The 19,474-nt window shown below is 47.4% G+C and carries 12 protein-coding genes and 1 pseudogene; 1 reads left to right on the forward strand and 12 read right to left on the reverse strand.

Going from position 1 to position 19,474, the window contains the following annotated elements; translation table 11 throughout:
* Positions 1–108: 108 nt before the first annotated feature.
* The 4 genes from rbsB to rbsD are packed head-to-tail and all read right to left on the reverse strand — an operon-like array spanning position 109 to position 3,994.
* Entirely contained in the window at positions 109–987 is an 879-nt protein-coding gene (gene rbsB / locus EPB59_RS15845) for a ribose ABC transporter substrate-binding protein RbsB (RefSeq protein WP_069213207.1), read from the reverse strand.
* Positions 988–1,047: 60 nt separating this feature from the next.
* Positions 1,048–2,031 carry a ribose ABC transporter permease gene (gene rbsC, locus EPB59_RS15850; protein WP_431355124.1) on the reverse strand — a complete coding sequence of 328 codons (984 nt, stop codon included), beginning with the start codon at positions 2,029–2,031 and terminating at the stop codon, positions 1,048–1,050.
* A gap of 14 nt (positions 2,032–2,045) precedes the next feature.
* A complete protein-coding gene (gene rbsA / locus EPB59_RS15855; protein WP_154173766.1) occupies positions 2,046–3,548 on the reverse strand; it encodes a ribose ABC transporter ATP-binding protein RbsA in 1,503 nt (500 codons plus the stop codon).
* 26 nt (positions 3,549–3,574) lie between these two features.
* Positions 3,575–3,994: a D-ribose pyranase gene (gene rbsD, locus EPB59_RS15860; RefSeq protein WP_154173768.1), complete on the reverse strand. Its 420-nt coding sequence runs from the start codon at positions 3,992–3,994 to the stop codon at positions 3,575–3,577.
* Positions 3,995–4,275: 281 nt separating this feature from the next.
* Between rbsD and EPB59_RS15865 the strand changes: the two genes are divergently transcribed.
* The gene (locus EPB59_RS15865; RefSeq protein ID WP_055050116.1) at positions 4,276–4,536 is read left to right on the forward strand and encodes a DUF3012 domain-containing protein; all 261 of its coding nucleotides are present in this window, start codon (positions 4,276–4,278) and stop codon (positions 4,534–4,536) included.
* Positions 4,537–4,594: 58 nt separating this feature from the next.
* Here the strand turns inward: EPB59_RS15865 and EPB59_RS15870 are convergent, their stop codons facing one another.
* The 8 genes and pseudogenes from EPB59_RS15870 to tssH form a co-directional block, all read right to left on the reverse strand.
* Positions 4,595–5,038, reverse strand: coding sequence for a hypothetical protein (locus EPB59_RS15870; protein WP_154173770.1), 444 nt, complete (start codon positions 5,036–5,038; stop codon positions 4,595–4,597).
* Positions 5,025–8,090, reverse strand: coding sequence for a type VI secretion system tip protein TssI/VgrG (tssI, locus tag EPB59_RS15875; RefSeq protein WP_154173772.1), 3,066 nt, complete (start codon positions 8,088–8,090; stop codon positions 5,025–5,027). The genes EPB59_RS15870 and tssI overlap by 14 nt, the downstream gene beginning before the upstream one ends.
* Before the next feature lie 240 nt (positions 8,091–8,330).
* Complete coding sequence (locus tag EPB59_RS15880) at positions 8,331–9,593, reverse strand: type VI secretion system ImpA family N-terminal domain-containing protein (RefSeq protein WP_154173774.1); 1,263 nt, start codon at positions 9,591–9,593, stop codon at positions 8,331–8,333.
* 51 nt (positions 9,594–9,644) lie between these two features.
* On the reverse strand, positions 9,645–13,145 hold the full coding sequence (gene tssM, locus EPB59_RS15885; protein WP_195707188.1) for a type VI secretion system membrane subunit TssM: 3,501 nt from the start codon (positions 13,143–13,145) through the stop codon (positions 9,645–9,647).
* A gap of 60 nt (positions 13,146–13,205) precedes the next feature.
* Positions 13,206–14,608: pseudogene (tssA, locus tag EPB59_RS15890) on the reverse strand (type VI secretion system protein TssA).
* 9 nt (positions 14,609–14,617) lie between these two features.
* Positions 14,618–15,265: a type VI secretion system-associated protein VasI gene (gene vasI, locus EPB59_RS15895; RefSeq protein WP_195707177.1), complete on the reverse strand. Its 648-nt coding sequence runs from the start codon at positions 15,263–15,265 to the stop codon at positions 14,618–14,620.
* Positions 15,262–16,848, reverse strand: a complete 1,587-nt coding sequence (locus EPB59_RS15900) for a sigma-54 interaction domain-containing protein (protein ID WP_154173780.1) — start codon at positions 16,846–16,848, stop codon at positions 15,262–15,264. The genes vasI and EPB59_RS15900 overlap by 4 nt, the downstream gene beginning before the upstream one ends.
* A gap of 2 nt (positions 16,849–16,850) precedes the next feature.
* Entirely contained in the window at positions 16,851–19,460 is a 2,610-nt protein-coding gene (tssH, locus tag EPB59_RS15905) for a type VI secretion system ATPase TssH (protein WP_154173782.1), read from the reverse strand.
* Positions 19,461–19,474: the final 14 nt, after the last annotated feature.

Raw genomic sequence — 19,474 nt, forward strand, 5'->3', positions numbered from 1 at the left:
CAGAGTGGTTTAATGGCTGATACCCTCTTTATTCTTTGGGTAAACGAGGAAAATAAAACCAGTAAACCGCTCGGTTTTCCCTCCTCATGTGAGGAGGGAAAGAGGAGATTATTTTGCAATCACTTTCAGAGCGACTGGGATGTAAGCTTCCACTTTTTCACCCTTGAGCATTTTGTCGGCAGTTTCAATACCAATCGCGCCAATCATGTCTGGCTGCTGTGCAACAGTGGCTGCTAATTGACCGCGCTCTACCGCTGCAATGCCATCATCAGTGCCATCAAAGCCAACAATCATCACAGACTTACCTGACGCTTGAATTGCACGCAGTGCGCCCAACGCCATTTCATCGTTTTGCGCGAAAACCGCTTGAACATCTGGGTTCGCTGCCAGTAGGTTTTCCATCACGTTCAAACCTTTAGTGCGGTCGAAATCCGCAGGTTGGCTAGCCAGCAGTTGCATCTTGCTGCCTTTCACTGCATTCATGAAACCTTCACCACGCTCACGAGCCGCAGAAGTTCCGGCGATGCCTTCCAATTGGATCACTTTGGCATCGCTACCAATCTTCTCTTCAATAAAATGGCCTGCCATTTCACCGCCGACTACGTTATCAGAAGCGATGTGGCTCACTACCTCACCACGGCTTGCGCCACGGTCAAGCGTCAGCACTGGGATCTTTGAGCGGTTCGCGATACGAATCGCGTTAGAAACCGCATCCGAATCAGTCGGGTTGATCAGAATCGCTTTCACGCCGCGCACGGTGAGGTCTTCCACGTTTGAAAGCTCTTTGCTTGGGTCATTTTGCGAATCCAGCACAATCAGGTTGTAGCCAAGTTCTTTGGCTTTCGCTTCGGCTCCATCCTTCATGGTCACGAAAAACGGGTTATTCAGCGTTGAAAGTACAATCGCCACGGTATCTTGCGCTTGCGCAGCAAAAGAAACCGAAGTGGAAAGTAGAGCAGCAGAGATAAGAGTGGTCAGTTTTTTCATTCTCATAGTCCTTTTTGGTTTAGCCTCGCAGCCCTTGCCCTGTCGAGGCGGATTCACGTTTTATTTATTTTTGTTGTCTACCAAGACCGCCAGCAAAATAACCACAGCTTTCGCAATCATTTGGTAGTAGGAGGAAACATCGAGCAAGTTCAATGCGTTGTTTAAAAATCCGATGATGAGAGCGCCGATCAGCGTGCCCATGATGCGACCTTTGCCGCCCATCAAACTGGTGCCACCGAGCACGACAGCCGCAATCGCATCCAATTCATAGCCCATACCCGCAGTGGGTTGCGCAGAAGAAAGGCGTGAAGTGACGATGATGCCCGCCAGGGCAGCCAGTAAACCGCAGATGGCATACACGCCGATTTTGACGCGATCTACGTTGATACCTGAAAGGCGAGTCGCCGATTCGTTACCGCCCACCGCATACACATAGCGGCCAAAGCGAGTGTGATTGAGTAGATACCAAGCGCCGGCAAACACCACTACCATCAGCCATACCGGAACCGGAATGCCCAACGCGTAGCCAGTACCGAACCACGCAAAGGTGTCCGCCGTATCGGTAAATCCGGTCGAAATAGGACGACCATCGGTGTACACCATGGTCACGCCGCGCAGCAGCGTCATGGTGACTAGAGTGGCAATAAACGCCTGCACTTTGCCTTTTGCAATGATGATGCCGCTAATCGCACCCAACGCTGCGCCAGCCAGCAAAGCCGTCGGTACAGCCAGCAAAACCGGCACTTCCATCGCAATCAAACTTGCAGCGAAAGCACCACACAAGGCGAGCACCGAACCGACGCTCAAATCAATCCCTGCGGTTAAGATGACCAAGGTCATACCCACCGCGATGATCGCGTTGACCGAAGTTTGGCGCAGAATATTCAGTAAGTTATCAACCGTGAAAAAATTCGGGTTTAAGAAAGAGACGACAACCACTAAAAACAGCAGTGCGATCAGCGATTTTTGTTCAATCAACCACTCTTTGCTGAGCAGTTTTTTACGGTTATCAGATGTCGTATTAGTCATGGTTCGGGTACTCATGCTGTATCCTTGTTTCATGCTGCGTGAGCAGGGTTACGCCCTACCGCACACGCCATTAATTTCTCTTGATCGGCTTCGCTCGCCATAAACTCGCCGCTAATGCGCCCTTCATGCATCACTAGAATGCGATCACTCATGCCAAGTACTTCTGGCATTTCTGAGGAGACTAAAATGATACTCATACCTTCAGCTTTGAATTGGTTGATCAGTTGGTAGATCTCTTTTTTCGCACCGACGTCAACGCCGCGAGTCGGTTCGTCCAAAATCAGTACTTTGGGTTTGGTCATCAGTCCTTTAGCGATCGCCACTTTCTGCTGATTGCCCCCAGAAAGATTGCCAATAATTTGATCTCGACTTGGGGTTTTGATGTTGAACAAACGAATAAAGTCATCCACAGCAATCACTTCATCGGCATGACGAATTTGCATGCCATTGCTCAGCCGATCGAGCGCGCAAAGTGACATGTTCTCTTTCACCGAAAGGCCTAGTACCAAGCCATCGCCTTTACGATCTTCAGAAATATAAGCGATACCATTGGCCAAACCATCTTGCGGGCTGACTGGGTTAACCGTGCGCCCGTTGAGGTTAATCACGCCACACTCCGAAGGCAGCGCGCCATAAATCACCTTCATCAGTTCAGTGCGTCCAGCCCCCATCAGGCCAGAGACACCAAGAATTTCGCCTTTTTTAAGCGTAAAGCTGACATCGTGCACACCCGAGCCAGTTAGGCCAATCACCTCAAGGCTGATGTCACCTTGCTGCGCAGCAATGCGTGGGTACTGTTCTTCCAGTTTACGGCCAACCATCATCTCAATCAGGCCATCTTCATTGGTATCGCACACGCGGCACTCACCAATAAATTTGCCGTCACGCAGTACGGTGATGTCGTCACAAATCTCAAAAATCTCTTTCAAACGGTGTGAGATATACACAATGCCGCAGCCTTGTTCGCGCAGTTCATTAATGACATTGAACAGCGATTCAGTTTCGGTATCGGTCAGCGCATCGGTCGGTTCATCCATGATGATGACTTTCGATTCAAACGACAGCGCTTTGGCAATTTCTACCATCTGCTGCTCACCCAAGCTCAGATCACCGAGCAAGGTTTTGGCACTGTGTTTTACATTCAAACGCGCGAGCAGTTGATCGGCTTTGCGGTACATTTCATCCCACAAAATGCGCCCAAGAGGTGACGTCATTTCACGGCCAAGGAAAATATTTTCCGCAATCGTCAGCTGCGGGATCAGGTTGAGCTCTTGGTGAATAATGCTGATGCCCGCCAGTTGCGAATCTCGTGGGCCTTTAAAACTCACAGGTTGGCCTTGATACTCGATGCTTCCTGCATCTTTGCTGTAGATGCCGGTCAGCACTTTCATCAAGGTTGATTTGCCTGCGCCGTTCTCACCCATTAACGCCATTACCCGCCCCGGATAGACATTCAGGCTCGCTTTGTCCAAAGCTTTCACGCCAGGGAACGCTTTTTCAATTTGGCTCAGGGCTAAAATTGCTTGAGTCATAGTGTTTACTCCATGGTTAGGCGTGGTTAAAACACGACACCCGCTTGGAAAATCACATTAGCGTAAGGTGTACATTCACCGGTGCGCACTACCGCGCGGCTTTGCAAGGTGCGTTGTTTAAACGCTTCATGGCTGATGTATTGGATAGCAATTGGCTTACCGCACAACTGTTCTTCTTCTTTCAGCTCGCGACATAAGGCTTCATGCAACACCGGACTTACTTGAGCAAACTCTTGTGCCACGATGACACTTTCAATCTGCGATTCAGACAAAATCACCCGCACCGTTTCCAAAAAAGAAGGCACCCCGTGAGTCAGCGCGAGATCAATACGCGTCACTTCATCAGGGATTGGCAGCCCAGCATCACAGATCGTGATTTCATCGGTATGGCCGAGTGTTGCCACCAAGTAAGAGAGTTCAGAGTTTAGTAGGGTACTTTTTTTCATGGTGATACCTTTTATTGATTCACGTTTGAATAACGACAGCATCACCTTCAATTGGCGAAAAAATGCACATCGAAACGTTTCGATGACATAATAGTTTACTCAATTAAGTTTGCACGCGACAAATCCACAGAGTGTGAAAACGATCAGCAAAATGACGCTTCACATACGCAACTGAATGAATTCAATTCGAGACAACACAATCTTTTCGCGCTGATTTAACACAGCGGCCTCATGGATCGGTATAGTGATGCCAACAAACTAAAGCAGTAAATGAGGATCGAATGAAAAACACTCTATTAGTAATATTGAGTGCGCTAACGCTTTCAGCTTGTACCGAAGTGGGCAGCAAAGCTTGGTGTGAAGATATGCGCGAAAAACCAAAAAGCGAGTGGAATACTCAAGACACGCTCGACTTCGCCAAACACTGCATTTTCAACAACGAAGTCGGTAGCAAATCTTGGTGCGAAGATATGGATGAGAAATCCAAAGGTGACTGGACAGCCAAAGAAGCGGGTTCGTACGCTAAATATTGTGTGCTGTGAGAAGGAAAAACCCCAGAGCACATTTGGCTCTGGGAGTAAAGTTTACAATAAATTTTATTTAATCACAGCCAAGTGCAGAATCAGTGTCACAAGCTAACTTTGTTGATAGATCACTAAGGCGATCGATATGTACAGTTTCACATTCGTAATTTGATTCTTTTTTGTTGTTTATATTAGCAACAATTATTCCACGTTTTTCCTGATTGCTCTCATAATTACTGAAGATAGTATATTTGTAATCTAAATTAATAAATGAAACATTGAAATAGTCGGTTTGAAACCTTGAGTAATGATTATATTTAAAGCCTAAAAATCCATCACCTTTTGACTCAAAGACAATCTCATTTTTTTTATCTCTTACTAAAGTGTAACTAAGTACACCTTGACTTTCCTCCAGAAAAACTGTTCCCTTTTTTGTATCACAAGAAAAATACAATTCATTTCCAAATGATGAGCCACAATATAAAACTGACAACAGTGTAATAAATTTATAATAGGTCATTGTAATTTTTCTCCATTTTCAAATCATAACCTTTCTGTCTTGGACCATTATATCTTTTGGCGAATGAAAGCCAGTTTTTAGAGCGTATAGAACTAAGTAAAACCTTATCAGACTTAATGAAGTTAACAAATGATTTCAGTTGATTTTTCTCAGATTTACTTATGTCTAGAATAAAATCTTCTGGACTTGAATACCCTGCTTCTACATAATTCGATGCTAAGATCTGAAATTTACCCCAAGACACGGATTTTAATGCTGCTCTTTTATCGAGAGCATATGCCTTCATTAATTTAGAATACTGCGTTGATATAGTTCCGTAGCCACCAGCGATAGGATTCGATATGTCTTCATACATGTCATATTTTCCGTTTGTATATTTATGAAAATGATGTCTTTCAAACAATATAGCGGGAACATCATCATCACCTTGTCCAAAATTAAAATATGCACCATAAGAGCCTGTTTCAGTTTTTGCTACAGCTTTAATTGCAGCCACCTCACAATTTAATTCTCTTGCAGCTTTCTCATAATCAGACTCTTCGATTTCATCACCATTATAAAAATTGAGAAACTCTATTGGTACTAATTCTCCATTAACCAGAGTCATCGGGAATCGGGGACTTTCATACACCCACCCATCCATCAAGGCTTCGTCTAGTGCCAGTAGTGTACCTTTGCCGACAATACCGTCAACAGCGCCAATGCTGTAAGACAGGTGGGTTTGGTGGCTTGGTTGATAGCTTTTCTGAAACTGCTCAATCGCGGTTTTAGTTTTGCCACCAAAGTCACCATCAGCTCCTGCTTTCCCGAGATCAAACCCCAGTTTTATGAGCGCTTCTTGTAGTAACTTAACCTCATCGCTGTTATTACCTTGACGATAAGCACTGGCTTGTCGCTTGGCGAGTTTCTCTAACTCATCGGATGGTTTGAGAAGATCGGATTTTAAAATTCGCTCCGGTGTTTTCTCTTCGGCCACAGGCGCATCATTTGCCGTGTTATTGGCTGAACTCGGCATCATAGTGGGGAGTGATGCCACATCAATAACACGCGCCGCGCCTGATTGCATTGAGGCAGCAATATCCGGCTGAACCAATTCTGCTACTGGTTTAGCTTGCGCTAACATTCTTGGTGCTGCCGCTAATTGCCCACCATAAGCGCTACCGCAGCCTGCACTGCCGCCCGCGTTTAGGTTAATGGCAGGACCGACTAAGTGCACGCCACCTGCATCGACTTTTACAAAGCTGCCCCCTGCTTTTAGGGTTAACTCCGCTCCGGCTTCAACCACGATTTTTGCGCCGCTTTTGAGTGAAATCTCTTTACCCGCCTCGACAGCAATGCGTTGCCCGACTTTGTGTTGTAGTGACGCGCCGACTTCATGACTGCTATCGAGTGCGATTTTACTACGGACTTCACCTTCAACCGTTAAATGTTGGTTGCGCTGAATGCGGGTAAAGCAATCATTGTCCACGGTGAGATGTTGATCGTGGCGAATCACTTCGGTGTGATTATGCTCAATCAACGCATCCCAATCTTTTTGTGCATGCAGCAAAATCTGTTCGCTGCCCGCTTGATCCTCAAAACTCAGTTCGTTGTAGCCTTGCCCTTGGTGAGTCTCAGTGCGCAGCACGGTTTTGGTTTTGTGGTCAGGCAAGGCGTAAGGCGCGGTATTGGTCGCATGATACGTACGACCCGTGATAATGGGTTGATCCGGATCGCCATTCAGGAACGAAACAATCACTTCATGGCCAACTCGCGGAATCGCCATACTACCGTATTGGCTACCTGCCCATTCTTGTGCCACTCGCACCCAGCAAGAGCTTTTCTCATTGCTACTTGAGTAGCGATCCCACGGGAAATGCACTTTCACGCGACCAAAGTTATCGCAATAAATCTCTTCACCTTGTGGCCCAACTACGGTGGCGATCATGGGACCATCCACTTGCGGCTTAGCACAAGGCCTTGCTCGCCAAGTGATGTGAGCAGGGATAAGTTTTAGCTGATTGCTGTAAGTGGTAGCGCCTGAGCCGCCTTCTTCTTGTAATGCTTGTGGCTGAGTCCCTTGGTGATTGGCTTGTACCACGAGCCAATCTCGATTCATTGCGGGATCAAGGTGATCTTGCAAGTCAAAACGCACTCCCGCCAATAGCAAAGGTTCGTCACTCTTCGCATCAGCAAGCAAAGCATCGCGGCGTAAATACTCTAAGCGAATTTGGCTAAAGGCTTTGCCATTTGCATCGTCTTTGTAGCGTCCCGGAGCATCAAAATACTCATAATTTGGCTGCTGATAAGCGATGTCTTTGCCCTGCGTGCGCTGAGTAAATCCGTAAGCAGGCTTTTTAAAGCTGTAATCTTTAAGTTCGGCATGGCTGACTTGCGCGGTAGTTTTTAATTTAAGATCAACAATATAAGGAATATTGATCTGCCCACCCGCCAAGGCGTTATAAGGTACTGGCTTGGTTAACTTTGGCTGATTATCAGTGCTGTCGGTAAACAGTAGCGTGTGTTTCTGCGCTTCGTGTAGGTGGCTGTAAACCAAGCCTTCTTCAGCGGCGATACGGTGTAAAAACTGCAAATCCGTTTCACGATACTGTACACAAAACTCACGCTGGGCGCACTCACGCTTGAGGGCAAATGCATAATCTTCAATCCCCATCTCTTGCAGTAAAATGGAGATAATTTCCGGTACTGTTTGCTGCTGAAAAATACGGCTATTACTACGCAGAGAAAGCCTTTCCAACGCAGGAACTAGCGTTAATGAATAGAAAGTATGTCGATGGCCGGTATCCCCTTTGCTGAATTGACGCACAATACCGTTTATTTGCTGCACCACTTGCCCATCACGCAGAATGGTGAGATGGGCTGTTTGATCAACAAATTGTTCGGCTGTTAAATCAACATACGCGCTCGCGAGATCAATCTGATAACGGAAACCGTAGCAGGGTTGCTTACACCACACACTATCAGACAGGGATTCTTGACCTTCAAATCCGCGTACGACTAACGATTCATCATCAAGGCCATCCACTTGCAATTGAAACTGTAACCTAGCCATCCCATTTTCCTTGTTCGCTTTTTATCGACTGCATTGCTAAACGTCACAGCCATATTAGGTTGGGTGAAATCATGTGTGACAGAGATTGGCAAACTCAATGCCAACTTTTTATCCCTTTTTTCTTGGTAATGCAGGGGCTTATTTTTCCCTGCGAGCAACCCCTTGCCTCAACGAAGCAAAAAGCTGCCCACGAGCGATTTTTTGCCCCTATACCGAACCGAAATGCAACTGATTGAGTGATTACTGCACCTTAGCGGCATCAGCCATGCGCAATTCCAGCTCAGCCATTTTCCAACTCAGGCTATCGAGTCTTTGCTTAAGGATCGCAAACTCTTTCTGTGCATTAGGAATATCGCCTTGCTCAAGCAAGCCTTGCACATAATCAACTCGGCCATAGATAGGAGACAAGCTCACGGCAAACTCTTCTAGAGACTTCGTTTGCTTCTCCAATTCGCTCCATTTACCTCGCTTCGCGAGTAACGCGATATTGGCCATTCTGGTGCGAATTTCGCTGAACTTCGCCACAAACAGTGCTGTTTGCTCCAAAGCTTCTTGCTGCTGAAGGTTAAACTCTTTATTCAACGCATTGACCTGCTCATTCTCAGGATAAAGAGTACGCAGCAGTAGTAGATGACTCATGGCCTGCTGCTTAGAATCACTGAATGAGGCGGCTAAATTGCGTTCAAGAGTCGAACGATAAAGTGCTACCAATGCCTCTTGCCAACGAGCTCGATCTTGTTGAGAGGATTCACCAATTAAGGCCTGTGCTTGCTGCTCATTATTGAGTGAGGTCACCTGTTGTGGCGTTGCATACGGTGTAGTGTAAAACCACGGCCAAGCTTTGAATCCCCCCATCAATCCTACCCCAACACCAAGCAGGCTCAGCGCCACCAAACCGTAGCCTCGCTGCCAAAATTTGAGCTTAGGCGGTTCGCGGTTTTCCTGTTTTTTTAGCATGCTGTGGTATTGCGTTTCTATCCGGTCAATATGCTCAAACAGAGCAAAGCCAACCCCTTCAAAGTCCACTTTGTATTCGGTTTGTTGCTGTTCAAACAGCTGATGTAACCGCTCGCAATGGCGCTCGGCCCGATACAAATCACGCAGCGATTCATAAGTCGGCTTCAGCGCTTTTAGCTCCTGCACCACGCGTGCATTAACCCAATCAAGGATTTCTTTACGCACTTTGGCGCTTTTAACATCACAATCGCCCTGATTGGCAAGGCTTGCACTCATTAGCTCCATGCCCGTGGCATAACCCGCCAAACCCTGCGTTTTCAAGCAGGCTACTGCGTAATATCCGCAGATCAGAAAATCCATCCCGTGATGGCGAGCCAATCGCTCACACTGCTCTTTCACCTGTTGCCAATCCGTGCCCCCTGCAATCGGATTAAAACGGCGATTTATCTCTTCTCGAACTTTAAGGTAAGGTTCTAATCCTCGTATTTCCTCTGAATCATTGGTTAATCGGTAGCAAACGGAATCAATAAAAATCATGTTGGACATAACAACTTCGTCCTAAAAAAGCCAGAGCGAGACACTCGCTCTGGCAACTTATTAATAGAGTGTCTTAGACAGCTTGAACGACTTGAACAGGCGTTCGGTAAATGGGTTAGCATCGGCTTCAGAGTTGATGCGATAAATCATCTCGCCTCCATCGACGATAAATTTAAAATCAACCGAAGTCGGGCTTGCAGAGACAACATCACCTTGATCCAACAAGCGGAAGAACGCCCACGGACCTTGGATTTGCAAACTGCGTGGCGACATATTGGTTTTGGTCGGGATCAAGGTCACCTTAGACACCGCCGAATCACGCAAGGTATTCGGCCAAATCAGCTCAACATTTTCACGCGGGCCATGGCTATACGCTAAAAATTGACCATCCACATTCAACACACTACGACGCTTGTTGTTACTCAAACTCAGCGGCTCAACCGTGAAGTTCACATCGAGAATTCCCTTACGGTTAAAGAACGCTTCACGGATTTTCTGCGCCTGTTTGATTTGATCCAGTACCTCTTTGCGAATAATAGATTGCGCTGAATCATCCTCAGCAACCGTAATATTCTCTTCGATAAACATCTTCAACTGGTGGTTGTAGAAATTATCTAACGTGCCGTTGGGGGCAAAGAAGGACTCAAAATCTTCCAGAGAAGCATCTTTACTGGAAGCCGGATTAAACGGATAACGTCCAGCCAACTTGTTTTGGAAAGTTTTGTACACATCTTCCGTCCAGCGGACTTCAAGATGTTTGATCGCTTCTTGCTTTACCACGTACCAACTTTCATCGGCCAGTTTCGTCATCATGGTATCTAATGGTTTAGGCAAACCAGATGAGATGCGTTTCAACGTGTAAATCGGATCAGCATTGACCAATTTAACGCGTGCTTTAGTTGCATCTAAGGCTGCCATTCCTACATCCGGTGCATCTTGAATTGATTTTAAATAACTTTTCAATTCATCGACTGACGCCAACACTTCTGTCATGTAAGCCGGTTTGCTGCCTACCGGCTTCAACATACCATTGAGATCCGCAAACGGGGTTTCGATCATCGAAGCCACTTTGTATTTCGGACTTTTCAGCACTTCTTTCAGTGCCGATTCATCTTTAGGTAAAGCGCTATAAAGCTGAGTATTACCGTCTAAAGTACGCAATAAGCGTTGCATCGGTTCAAGGTTACTGGTGATGTTTTCCAATACCAGTACCGCATCGTTGATGTCATTGAAGTATTTCACATCAATTTCATTAAGCGCTGCTCGCCATGTATTGGTGTAATCCGCCACATAGAGGTCACGGATTTTATCGCGCAGCGCCTGTTTATCCGCTTCGCTAAATTGTGCCGTTTTAGTTTGCCCTAAAACCCAACTGTCGATTAATGCCAGTTCAGAAACGGATTCTGATTGCGGCATAAAATAGTTATCAAAACCACGTTTAGTGAGCATCTGGGGAATGTACAAATTGTTGCTATTGAGCACACGTTCTTCAAACACCACATCGAAAACCGGTCCAATCAGGCTGCGTAGATTGATCGAGGGGCCTAATACCGTCTGCGCACTCAGTTTTAAGTTACGATATACACGCTGATCATTGGGCATTGAACCAAGTTCAACCTGAGCACGAGCGACCACTTTATCGTAAGGGCGCATCACCTGCTCTGCCCCTTTATCCCCATTCAGACGTTCTGCTGTCAGATCGGTATGGCGCATCGCATAATCTAAGTGACCCAGCAACTCTTCTTGGATCTGGCGCTGGCCTGAGAAAGACTTCTGCCAGTATTTGGCAAAATAATCCATCACGTAATCTTGGTAACGTCCACTCTTATCCACCAACATGCGATAGACGCGCAACACTGCCAGTTTCTCTTCATCGGTTTGAGCTTGATTCAGCGCCACCACAACGTCCGCCATGAGCAAAGGCAAGAAGCGGGTCTCTAACAAATTAAGGTAGGTTTCTTCCACTTTAGGACCAATAGTGTGCCCTTGGTAAAGACCGAAATCAGAAATGTACTGTGGTTTGTCACGGAAGAAGCCGAACTCAAGTGTTGCTTCACGGATCTTGTTCAGCGGCTCTAGCACCTCTTGTTGCGAGGCTAAAGATCGGCTAGTCGGGAACTGCTCTTTATACTGATTGACTTTCGTCAGCACTGTATCAGCATGCTGCACGTTATTGAGATAGTTACGATGCCAAGTACCCGCCAGCAGTAAAGTGGCGATCGAACAGGCAACAAAAGAAAGCAACATTAAACGCCGTTTATTCTTGGCCACTCGAAAGTTGTCGGAAGCCAAACCTGCTTCAGGATAGATGATGTGAGTAAACAGTTTTTGCGTGAAATAAACGGTTGAATTCTTCGCGCGTTGCGCGGTATTGATCGCATGTGAAAGACCATACCGACGCGATGCCGCGTCATCAAATGCGTTGGTTGGTACACCTTGTTGGTAAACCGACGTGAAATAGGCACCACGAACCAGCGCAGACGTTGAGAATTGATCACTCGCCAACGCTTCTTGGAAAAATTGTTGCAAGATTTCTTTAAGACCGGAAATTTGGCGAGTAAAACTGTAAATCGCGTTTCGCTCTTCCAGCGTCATCGGGGCTGAAACCGCATGGGGCAACATGCTATTCATGCGCTCAACAAACTGACCATATTCTGCGGCAAACTCTTCCAACCATGAATCCAAGTTATCCACCGAATCCATCGAAAAAGTAAAGCCAAGCACTTCTTCGCGCTGGCTTTTAGTGTAGTGCTTAAAGAAAGGTTCAAAGCCGTGCAGCAGATCGAGCTTAGTCAACGCAATGTAGACAGGAAGGCGAGTAGATAAGGTTTCCATCAGCTCACGCAGACGAGCACGCAACAAATTAGCATAAGCTTTGCGCTCAGATGCTGTTGCAGTCGCAAGATGAGAAACATCCAACGCTAAGACGATCCCGTTCAATGGTCGTCGGCTACGAGTGCGCTCCAACCAATTGACAAAGTGCATCCATAGGCGGCGCTCCAACGCACCATCATTTTCTTCACTGCGATTGCCTTGGGTAAGCAATTCACCATCAGGATCAATCAGTACCGATTCATCACCAATCCACCAGTCAAACGAGTACGGATTTTCACTTTTTTGTCCAGAAGCTCGCATCACCGAAGAAAACACAAAGTTCTGTCCAGAGCGGTTGATCAAACTGGTTTTACCGGCATTTTCTAAACCCAGTACCAGATACCAAGGCAGCGCATACAAGTAGTTATGCTTATTCAGGCTCTGCTTCATATTGAGCATCACCTGATTCAGTTCCACTTCTTGTCGCTCTTCGTAGACTTTGATCGGGTCTTGGCGCAGCTGATCTTCGCGTTTTTGATCCGCTTTGAACGCTTGCAGCTTACGCCACTGCCAAATCCCCCAGACCGCTAAACACCCAAGAGTAAACAAGCTGCTCGCCATAACGCGAGCCATCGTCGACTCTAATGGTTTATAACCAGCCACCTCTAGCCAGGGGCCGGCCCACCAAATGGCAACATTCAACAAAATGAATGTAGTGAATAGCAAAATAGGTAAGGCTGCCACCACCGTGGGTTGAAAACGCCTTACTATTCCGACAATGAATTTCCACATGAATTGTGTCCTTGTTTACTCTGACGTTGTATATCTTTGAATTTGTTCGACTAAACTCGGCTCCCACTCAGGTACTGACAGAGTCGTGACCTGAGTAAACAGAGTTTGATACTGCTCATTCGCCATGGCATCGAGATGATTTGCACGCAACAAATCTGCCGATAGCAATCGCCAATAAAATTTGTCGCGAGGTTCAATGGCACTGACTAGGCCATCATTGAGCATCGAGAGCGCCACCGCGATGCCACCCTCTTTAGCTAATTGGAATGCCTCTTTACGCTTCTCTTGCCAATCCCCACTGACGGATTGAGCCGAGCCTTGGCTCTGGCCTGCGCTCGCTAGCCACTCTTTAACCGCATCGCTGACAAACGGCTCCCCCCTTTGAATTTGAGATCCAGTAGAGAAGGTAAACGGCGTAAGAAGTTTTGTGTTTCCTCAACAATCGCTTGGCACCAATCATTTTTCCCCAGTTGCTGGGCGATGGTGTAACTCATCCACTGCCCCTCAAACCAATAAGGCGCCATCGTTAGACTCTGCTCCACTTTGCGCCACAGCGCTAAATCAGGATGACGCAATTGATCTTGGTAATCTTTAACCCGATCCGCTTGCATGCTGCGTAGCAGGGTTTCACCATCAGGTTTATGATCGGGCAGAGAAGTAATGCTGCCCCACACCGCAAAGCGGCGCAGACGAATCGACAGCGCGATACCAAACTCTTGTTCAGCCAAAAAATCAGCGACTTTAAGCAGCGTCTGTTTCGCCGCTTTATCACTAGAATGATCGACCACCATACTGGCTGTTGGTGAAGAGGCGGCGACACTTGGCGTTTCACGTTCAGAACTCTGCGCTATCACTTGCTGACGTTGTTCTGCACGTTTGATCTCCGACTCAATTCGCACCACAACGGATTCAACCAGATCCGATGATAACCCTTGCTTTTCAACCGCTTGCTGCCACTCTTCAACCGCCGCTTGCAGCGCTTGGCGATCCGCTTCATCCAAATGATGAAAATCGAACTTTTCGATCACTGCCGCAAAACGTTGCGCCATCTGGCTAAAGAATTTACGACGCGGCAAATTGCCACGAGCTCCCGGCGCGGGGTAACTGTCATTCCAATATTGGTTAAGAAATTCACTCATCACAGCAAACGAGGTGATGAGGCGTACTGGCGTCACTTGGTTATGCAAACACTGCAGTAAATACACCAACAGTTTGATGTCTTTACTCTGCTCACCCAACAATTTGAGAGTGCTGTGCTCAACTTCATCCCACTGCACTGAAGCGTGGGAAAGTGAACCCACTTTCATCATTTGATCTTCGATAAAATCAAATAATGGATGATCGACCAAACGTTCACCCACGGAACTACTGCCACTGATCGGTTTAGCAATGCACTGACGGTATTCGGTTATTTCCATACTGTCCCCTTACCAACCACAACGTTCGCGCAGTGCATCAAGAGCTTCATTTAACCCTCGTGTATCAAACTGCAAGCCATCAGCAAAAGGCGCATTCGAGCGAAGCAGAAGGCGAGGTTCACTCGCTGCCGACTTCATCATTTCAATCGCGGGCATGCCGCGTGCCGAAGAGAACAGAACACCATGATCATCGCTACGCCAAAACTGCTTTGCGTGTCGAATAGAGACTTGAATACGTGCATCCGCCACTTCTTTGGGCAGCGCAAGTTCAATACGACTCAAGTTGTTAATGCAACTGAGCAAGAGAATGGGGGGCGTTTGATCGCCAGTGACTCGATTTTGCGCAGGTAAAGCAATCCAAGCACTGCTGCCTTTACCCTCTCCTTCTGTCACCAAGGCCCAGCCCGACTCTGAGACAGGTTGGGTTAACGCAGACATTGCCCGCCGCCATTCGGCAGGATAAGGATTCGTAGGTGCTGTCACTACGGCTTCTAACGGTGTCGCGAATACGCGGTCAAAACAGGCTAAACGCTCCAAACGAGCTGGGATTTCACGACATAGTTCCGCTTGATCCACAAGCGATGCTGCAGATTGTGCCCAAGCCGCAGAAGTGGGCAAACCGAAGAACACACTGACCACGAGAGTGGGTATTTTCATGGGGTTTTGATCTCCAGTTTCAGGCACTTATAGGCCAACGTACGCTTAGGAATACCCAGACTTTGCGCGGCTTTTGCGCGATCGCCAGAAAAACGAGTAAGACGCTCGCTAATGATTTGCGCTTCATATTCATTCAACGCCTGCTTCAAATCATTGATGACGGCAAAGTCTGGTTCAGTGTTCATCACAGACGTATGCGATGTTGCCGGAATTTGCGAGACAGAAGCGTTCACCGGGGCAGAGCCATTTAAGCACTCCATTGATTGCAATCGGTGCGCAAAGCAACTGGCTTCCACTTCGGTACCATCGGTGGTTTGCGCACAACCAAACTCAATTAAATGCTTCAGTTCACGAACGTTGCCCGGAAAGTCATACTGCTTCAGGCAATCGATCGCACGATAGTTCAAGCCACGAATACGCGTGTTGTGTTGTAAATTAAACACACGCACAAAATGCTCACCCAGCAGTTCAATATCTTCCAAACGTGCCGCTAACCGCGGCAACGTGATCGGATATTGGAACAAGCGATAGTAGAGATCTTGGCGAAAGGCTTTTTTGCGTACCTGATCGAGTAAGTTAACGTGAGTTGCAGAAACAAGGCGAAAGTCGGAACTCAGTTCTTGCTTGCCACCAAGAGGACGAAAAGTGCGTGACTCTAGTACTCGCAACAACTTAGCTTGCAAAGTCAGTGGCATATCGCCGATCTCATCCAAAAACAAGGTTCCACCATTGGCTTGAGCGATCAACCCTTGTTTATCTGAATCCGCGCCAGAAAATGCACCTTTGCAATACCCAAATAACTCACTTTCTAGTAGGTGCTCAGGGATCGCCGCACAGTTGATCGCGACAAATGGCGCCGACTTACGTGAGGAGAGCTCATGCACAGCTGCGGCAACCAATTCTTTTCCCGTTCCCGTTTCACCTTGCACCATCACGGATAACTGGGAATTAGCGGCAGAGACAATCTGTTCACGCAGCTTTTGCATGGCGGCACTTTCACCAATCAAAGTACGCGATAACGCATTCGCGAGTGAGCGTTGTGCCGAATCACGTTCTATATCGGTCAAGGATTGCTTCAATTCCAAGCGGTTTTGCTCTTCCCGCTCCATATCATTGAGCAACGCCCATTGTTGCGAAAAGACATCGACAAATTTCAGGAAATCGTCATCGGCAAAAGCATTCACAATGCCGTGACTTTCGCCCATCAATAATAAAATAGAGTGCACTTGGCGTGTGCTCATCGGCAAAGGTTGCACCCAAACCGAATCAAACATACCCACTTTGGCCGTTAACTGGCTAAAGGTTCGATTAGATTGCCAGAAAACCAATTCTTCTGCGGTTAAATGCATGGCGTTGGAAGACTGCAATACATGGGCAAATGGCACATCAAAATCGGTAACAGACCACGCAAGCTGACGCTGTGGATCATGAGGCACAAGCAAGCGCCCATCAGATGATGGTAACAACAAAAGGCTATCACTCAGATCCAAACCTTGAGTCAGCAGATCAACAAATTGCAGCGCAAGCTGGTGGGATCTTCTCACTCCCACCAATTGAGTTGCAAACGTCAGCCATTGACTCATGGTTACGCCACCTCTCCAATAAACTCACCCTCTTCCGCCGCTAGGCGAATACGCTCAACGGGCGCTCTCTCGGCGAGTTTGTTAAGCAATGCTAACGAGACAGGAGGAAGCAGTTGACCTTCAATGATCGCCTCTAACATACGTGCGCCATTTTCACTCCGTGTCGCGCGGTTCAAGATCTCTTCAATCAAACTCTCTTCAATCACCACTTCGGCGTTGTAACGCGTCTTGAACAGTTTTTCGAGTCGAGCCAGCTTGCCGCGAACAATCTGTGCCAACACTTCTTTACCCAGTGGCAAGTAAGGGATCACTTCCATACGTGCCAGCAGAGCGGGTTTAAAGAAAGCGGCCAATTCTGGATAGAGTGCTTCATCGAGCTTGGCAGGTTCATCGGCATAATCGACTATGGTTTGGTAGCCTAAGTTCGACGTCAGGAAGAACACGATGTTTTGGCAGTCGATGACTCGACCTTCACCATCAGCGATTTCCCCTTTATCAAAGCCTTGGTAGAAGATATTTAAAACTTCTGGATGGGCTTTTTCGACTTCATCGAGCAAAACCACAGAATAAGGCATCTTACGGATCGCTTCGGTCAGCACACCGCCTTCACCGTAACCAACATAACCCGGAGGCGAACCAATCAGGCGGGAAACGGTGTGTTTCTCTTGGTATTCTGACATGTTGATGGTGGTTAGAAACTGCTTACCACCGTAGAGTTGTTCCGCCAGTTGCACCACGGTTTCTGTTTTACCCACACCACTTGGCCCAACCAATAGAAACGCGCCTTTCGGACGCCCAGGACGACGCAAATCCGCACGCGCAGTCAACAAATGGCGATGGATTCGTTCGATCGCCGTCTCTTGCCCTCTAATGGCTTGACCTAAAATCTCTGTCAAATGCGTGATTTTATGCAGCTCATCGGTGTTCATTTGATCCACTGGGACACCTGTCCAATCGGCGATGACTTCAGCAATTTGGTCTGCATCGACTTGGGGGTGCATCAGACGTTGTTCATGTGCAATCGCTTCAAGGGCTTGATACTGCTCTTGCAGTGCCGTACGCACCACAGATAAATGGTCAGGATCTTGCTCTTCGGTTTGGCTCAGCTCCATAAGCTCCGCTCGCAGCGCGATGATCGACTCCACCAAGCTTTTTTGCTGTTGCCAACTTTCCGTCAATGCGGCTTTTTCCGCTTCATCGGTCAACTCTTGATTACGCAAAACATCAAGACGCTCACTATCGACGTCTTGTCCTAGGAATTGCGCGCGCTGCAACATGTCAATTTCTAACTGACGTTGATGGCACAAGGTTTCCAATAGTGCTAAACGCTTAGGCGGAGTAGTCATGTTGATCGCGATACGCGCACAAGCGGTATCCAACACATCAATCGCCTTGTCTGGTAGTTGACGGCCAGAGATATAGCGTGCCGAAAGCTCAGCAGCTGCTTTTAAGGCATCATCGGTGATCAGCACATTGTGCGCCTTTTCATACACGCTATTGAGGCCGCGCAGAATATCCACTGCTTGTTCAATCGTCGGTTCATCGAGTTTGACCAACTGGAAACGGCGCGTTAACGCAGGATCTTTCTCAAAATATTTTTTGTATTCTTTCCAAGTGGTTGCCGCGACCGTGCTCAATTCTCCACGGGCTAATGCCGGTTTAAGCAAGTTAGCGGCATCACTGCCCCCTTCTTGGTTGCCTGAACCAATTAAGGTGTGTGCTTCATCAATAAACAAAATGATGGGTTTAGGTGACTGTTTGATCGCATCAATCACCCCTTTTAGGCGTTTTTCGAACTCCCCTTTCACCGATGCCCCCGCTTGTAAACGGCCAAGGTCTAGCGAATAAAGTTCAACATTTTGCAGTTGTGTCGGCACTTTTCCGGCAACAACCCGCAGAGCCAAACCTTCAATCATGGCACTTTTACCCACACCGGCTTCACCCACAACTATCGGGTTGTTTTTGCGGCGGCGGCACAAAATGTCGATCATGAGGTTAAGTTCATTTTCACGGCACAATACGGGATCCAATTCACCGTTGCGCGCTTGTTCAGTCACATTGGTGCAAAAACGTCCTAGCGGTGTTTCCGCAGCCGCTTGCAGTGGGTTCACGAGAGTTTTCTCGCTCTGCTCAACGGCGGTTTCGGCAGAATCACTCAAAATCATCACAAAGTGTTTTTTTAAGTTTTCGCGGTTGATACCTTCAAACAGGCTGATCAATTTAAACGATAGGTAGCGATCCGCACGCGTTAATGCGGCTAAGAAAATTGCGCCTGAACGCAGCTCATTTTGGTTAAGTTCTGTGCTCGAAAGCAGCCAAGCCTCTTGTAATAATTCAACAAGCAGGGGCGAAAACGCAGGATACGTATCGAGTACCTGTTCACGACTGTAGGTCGATGCGATCGCTTGTTTGACTTGATCGATGTCTAGCCCAGCTTGCTTGAGCACAAGGCGCACATCCGATAGAGGGTTATCCAGTAACACATCCAGATAATGTTCGAGAGTGACTTCCGGATGCTGGCGTTCAATACAGAGCGACGCAGCTTGCTCCAGTGCTAATTTGCTTTGTGCATTCAGTTTTGCAATAAGAGTGGGTAATTCAATACGGATCACAACGTACCACCTAG

It is taken from the genome of Vibrio metoecus, assembly GCF_009665255.1.
In the GTDB taxonomy this organism is placed as follows: domain Bacteria; phylum Pseudomonadota; class Gammaproteobacteria; order Enterobacterales; family Vibrionaceae; genus Vibrio; species Vibrio metoecus_B.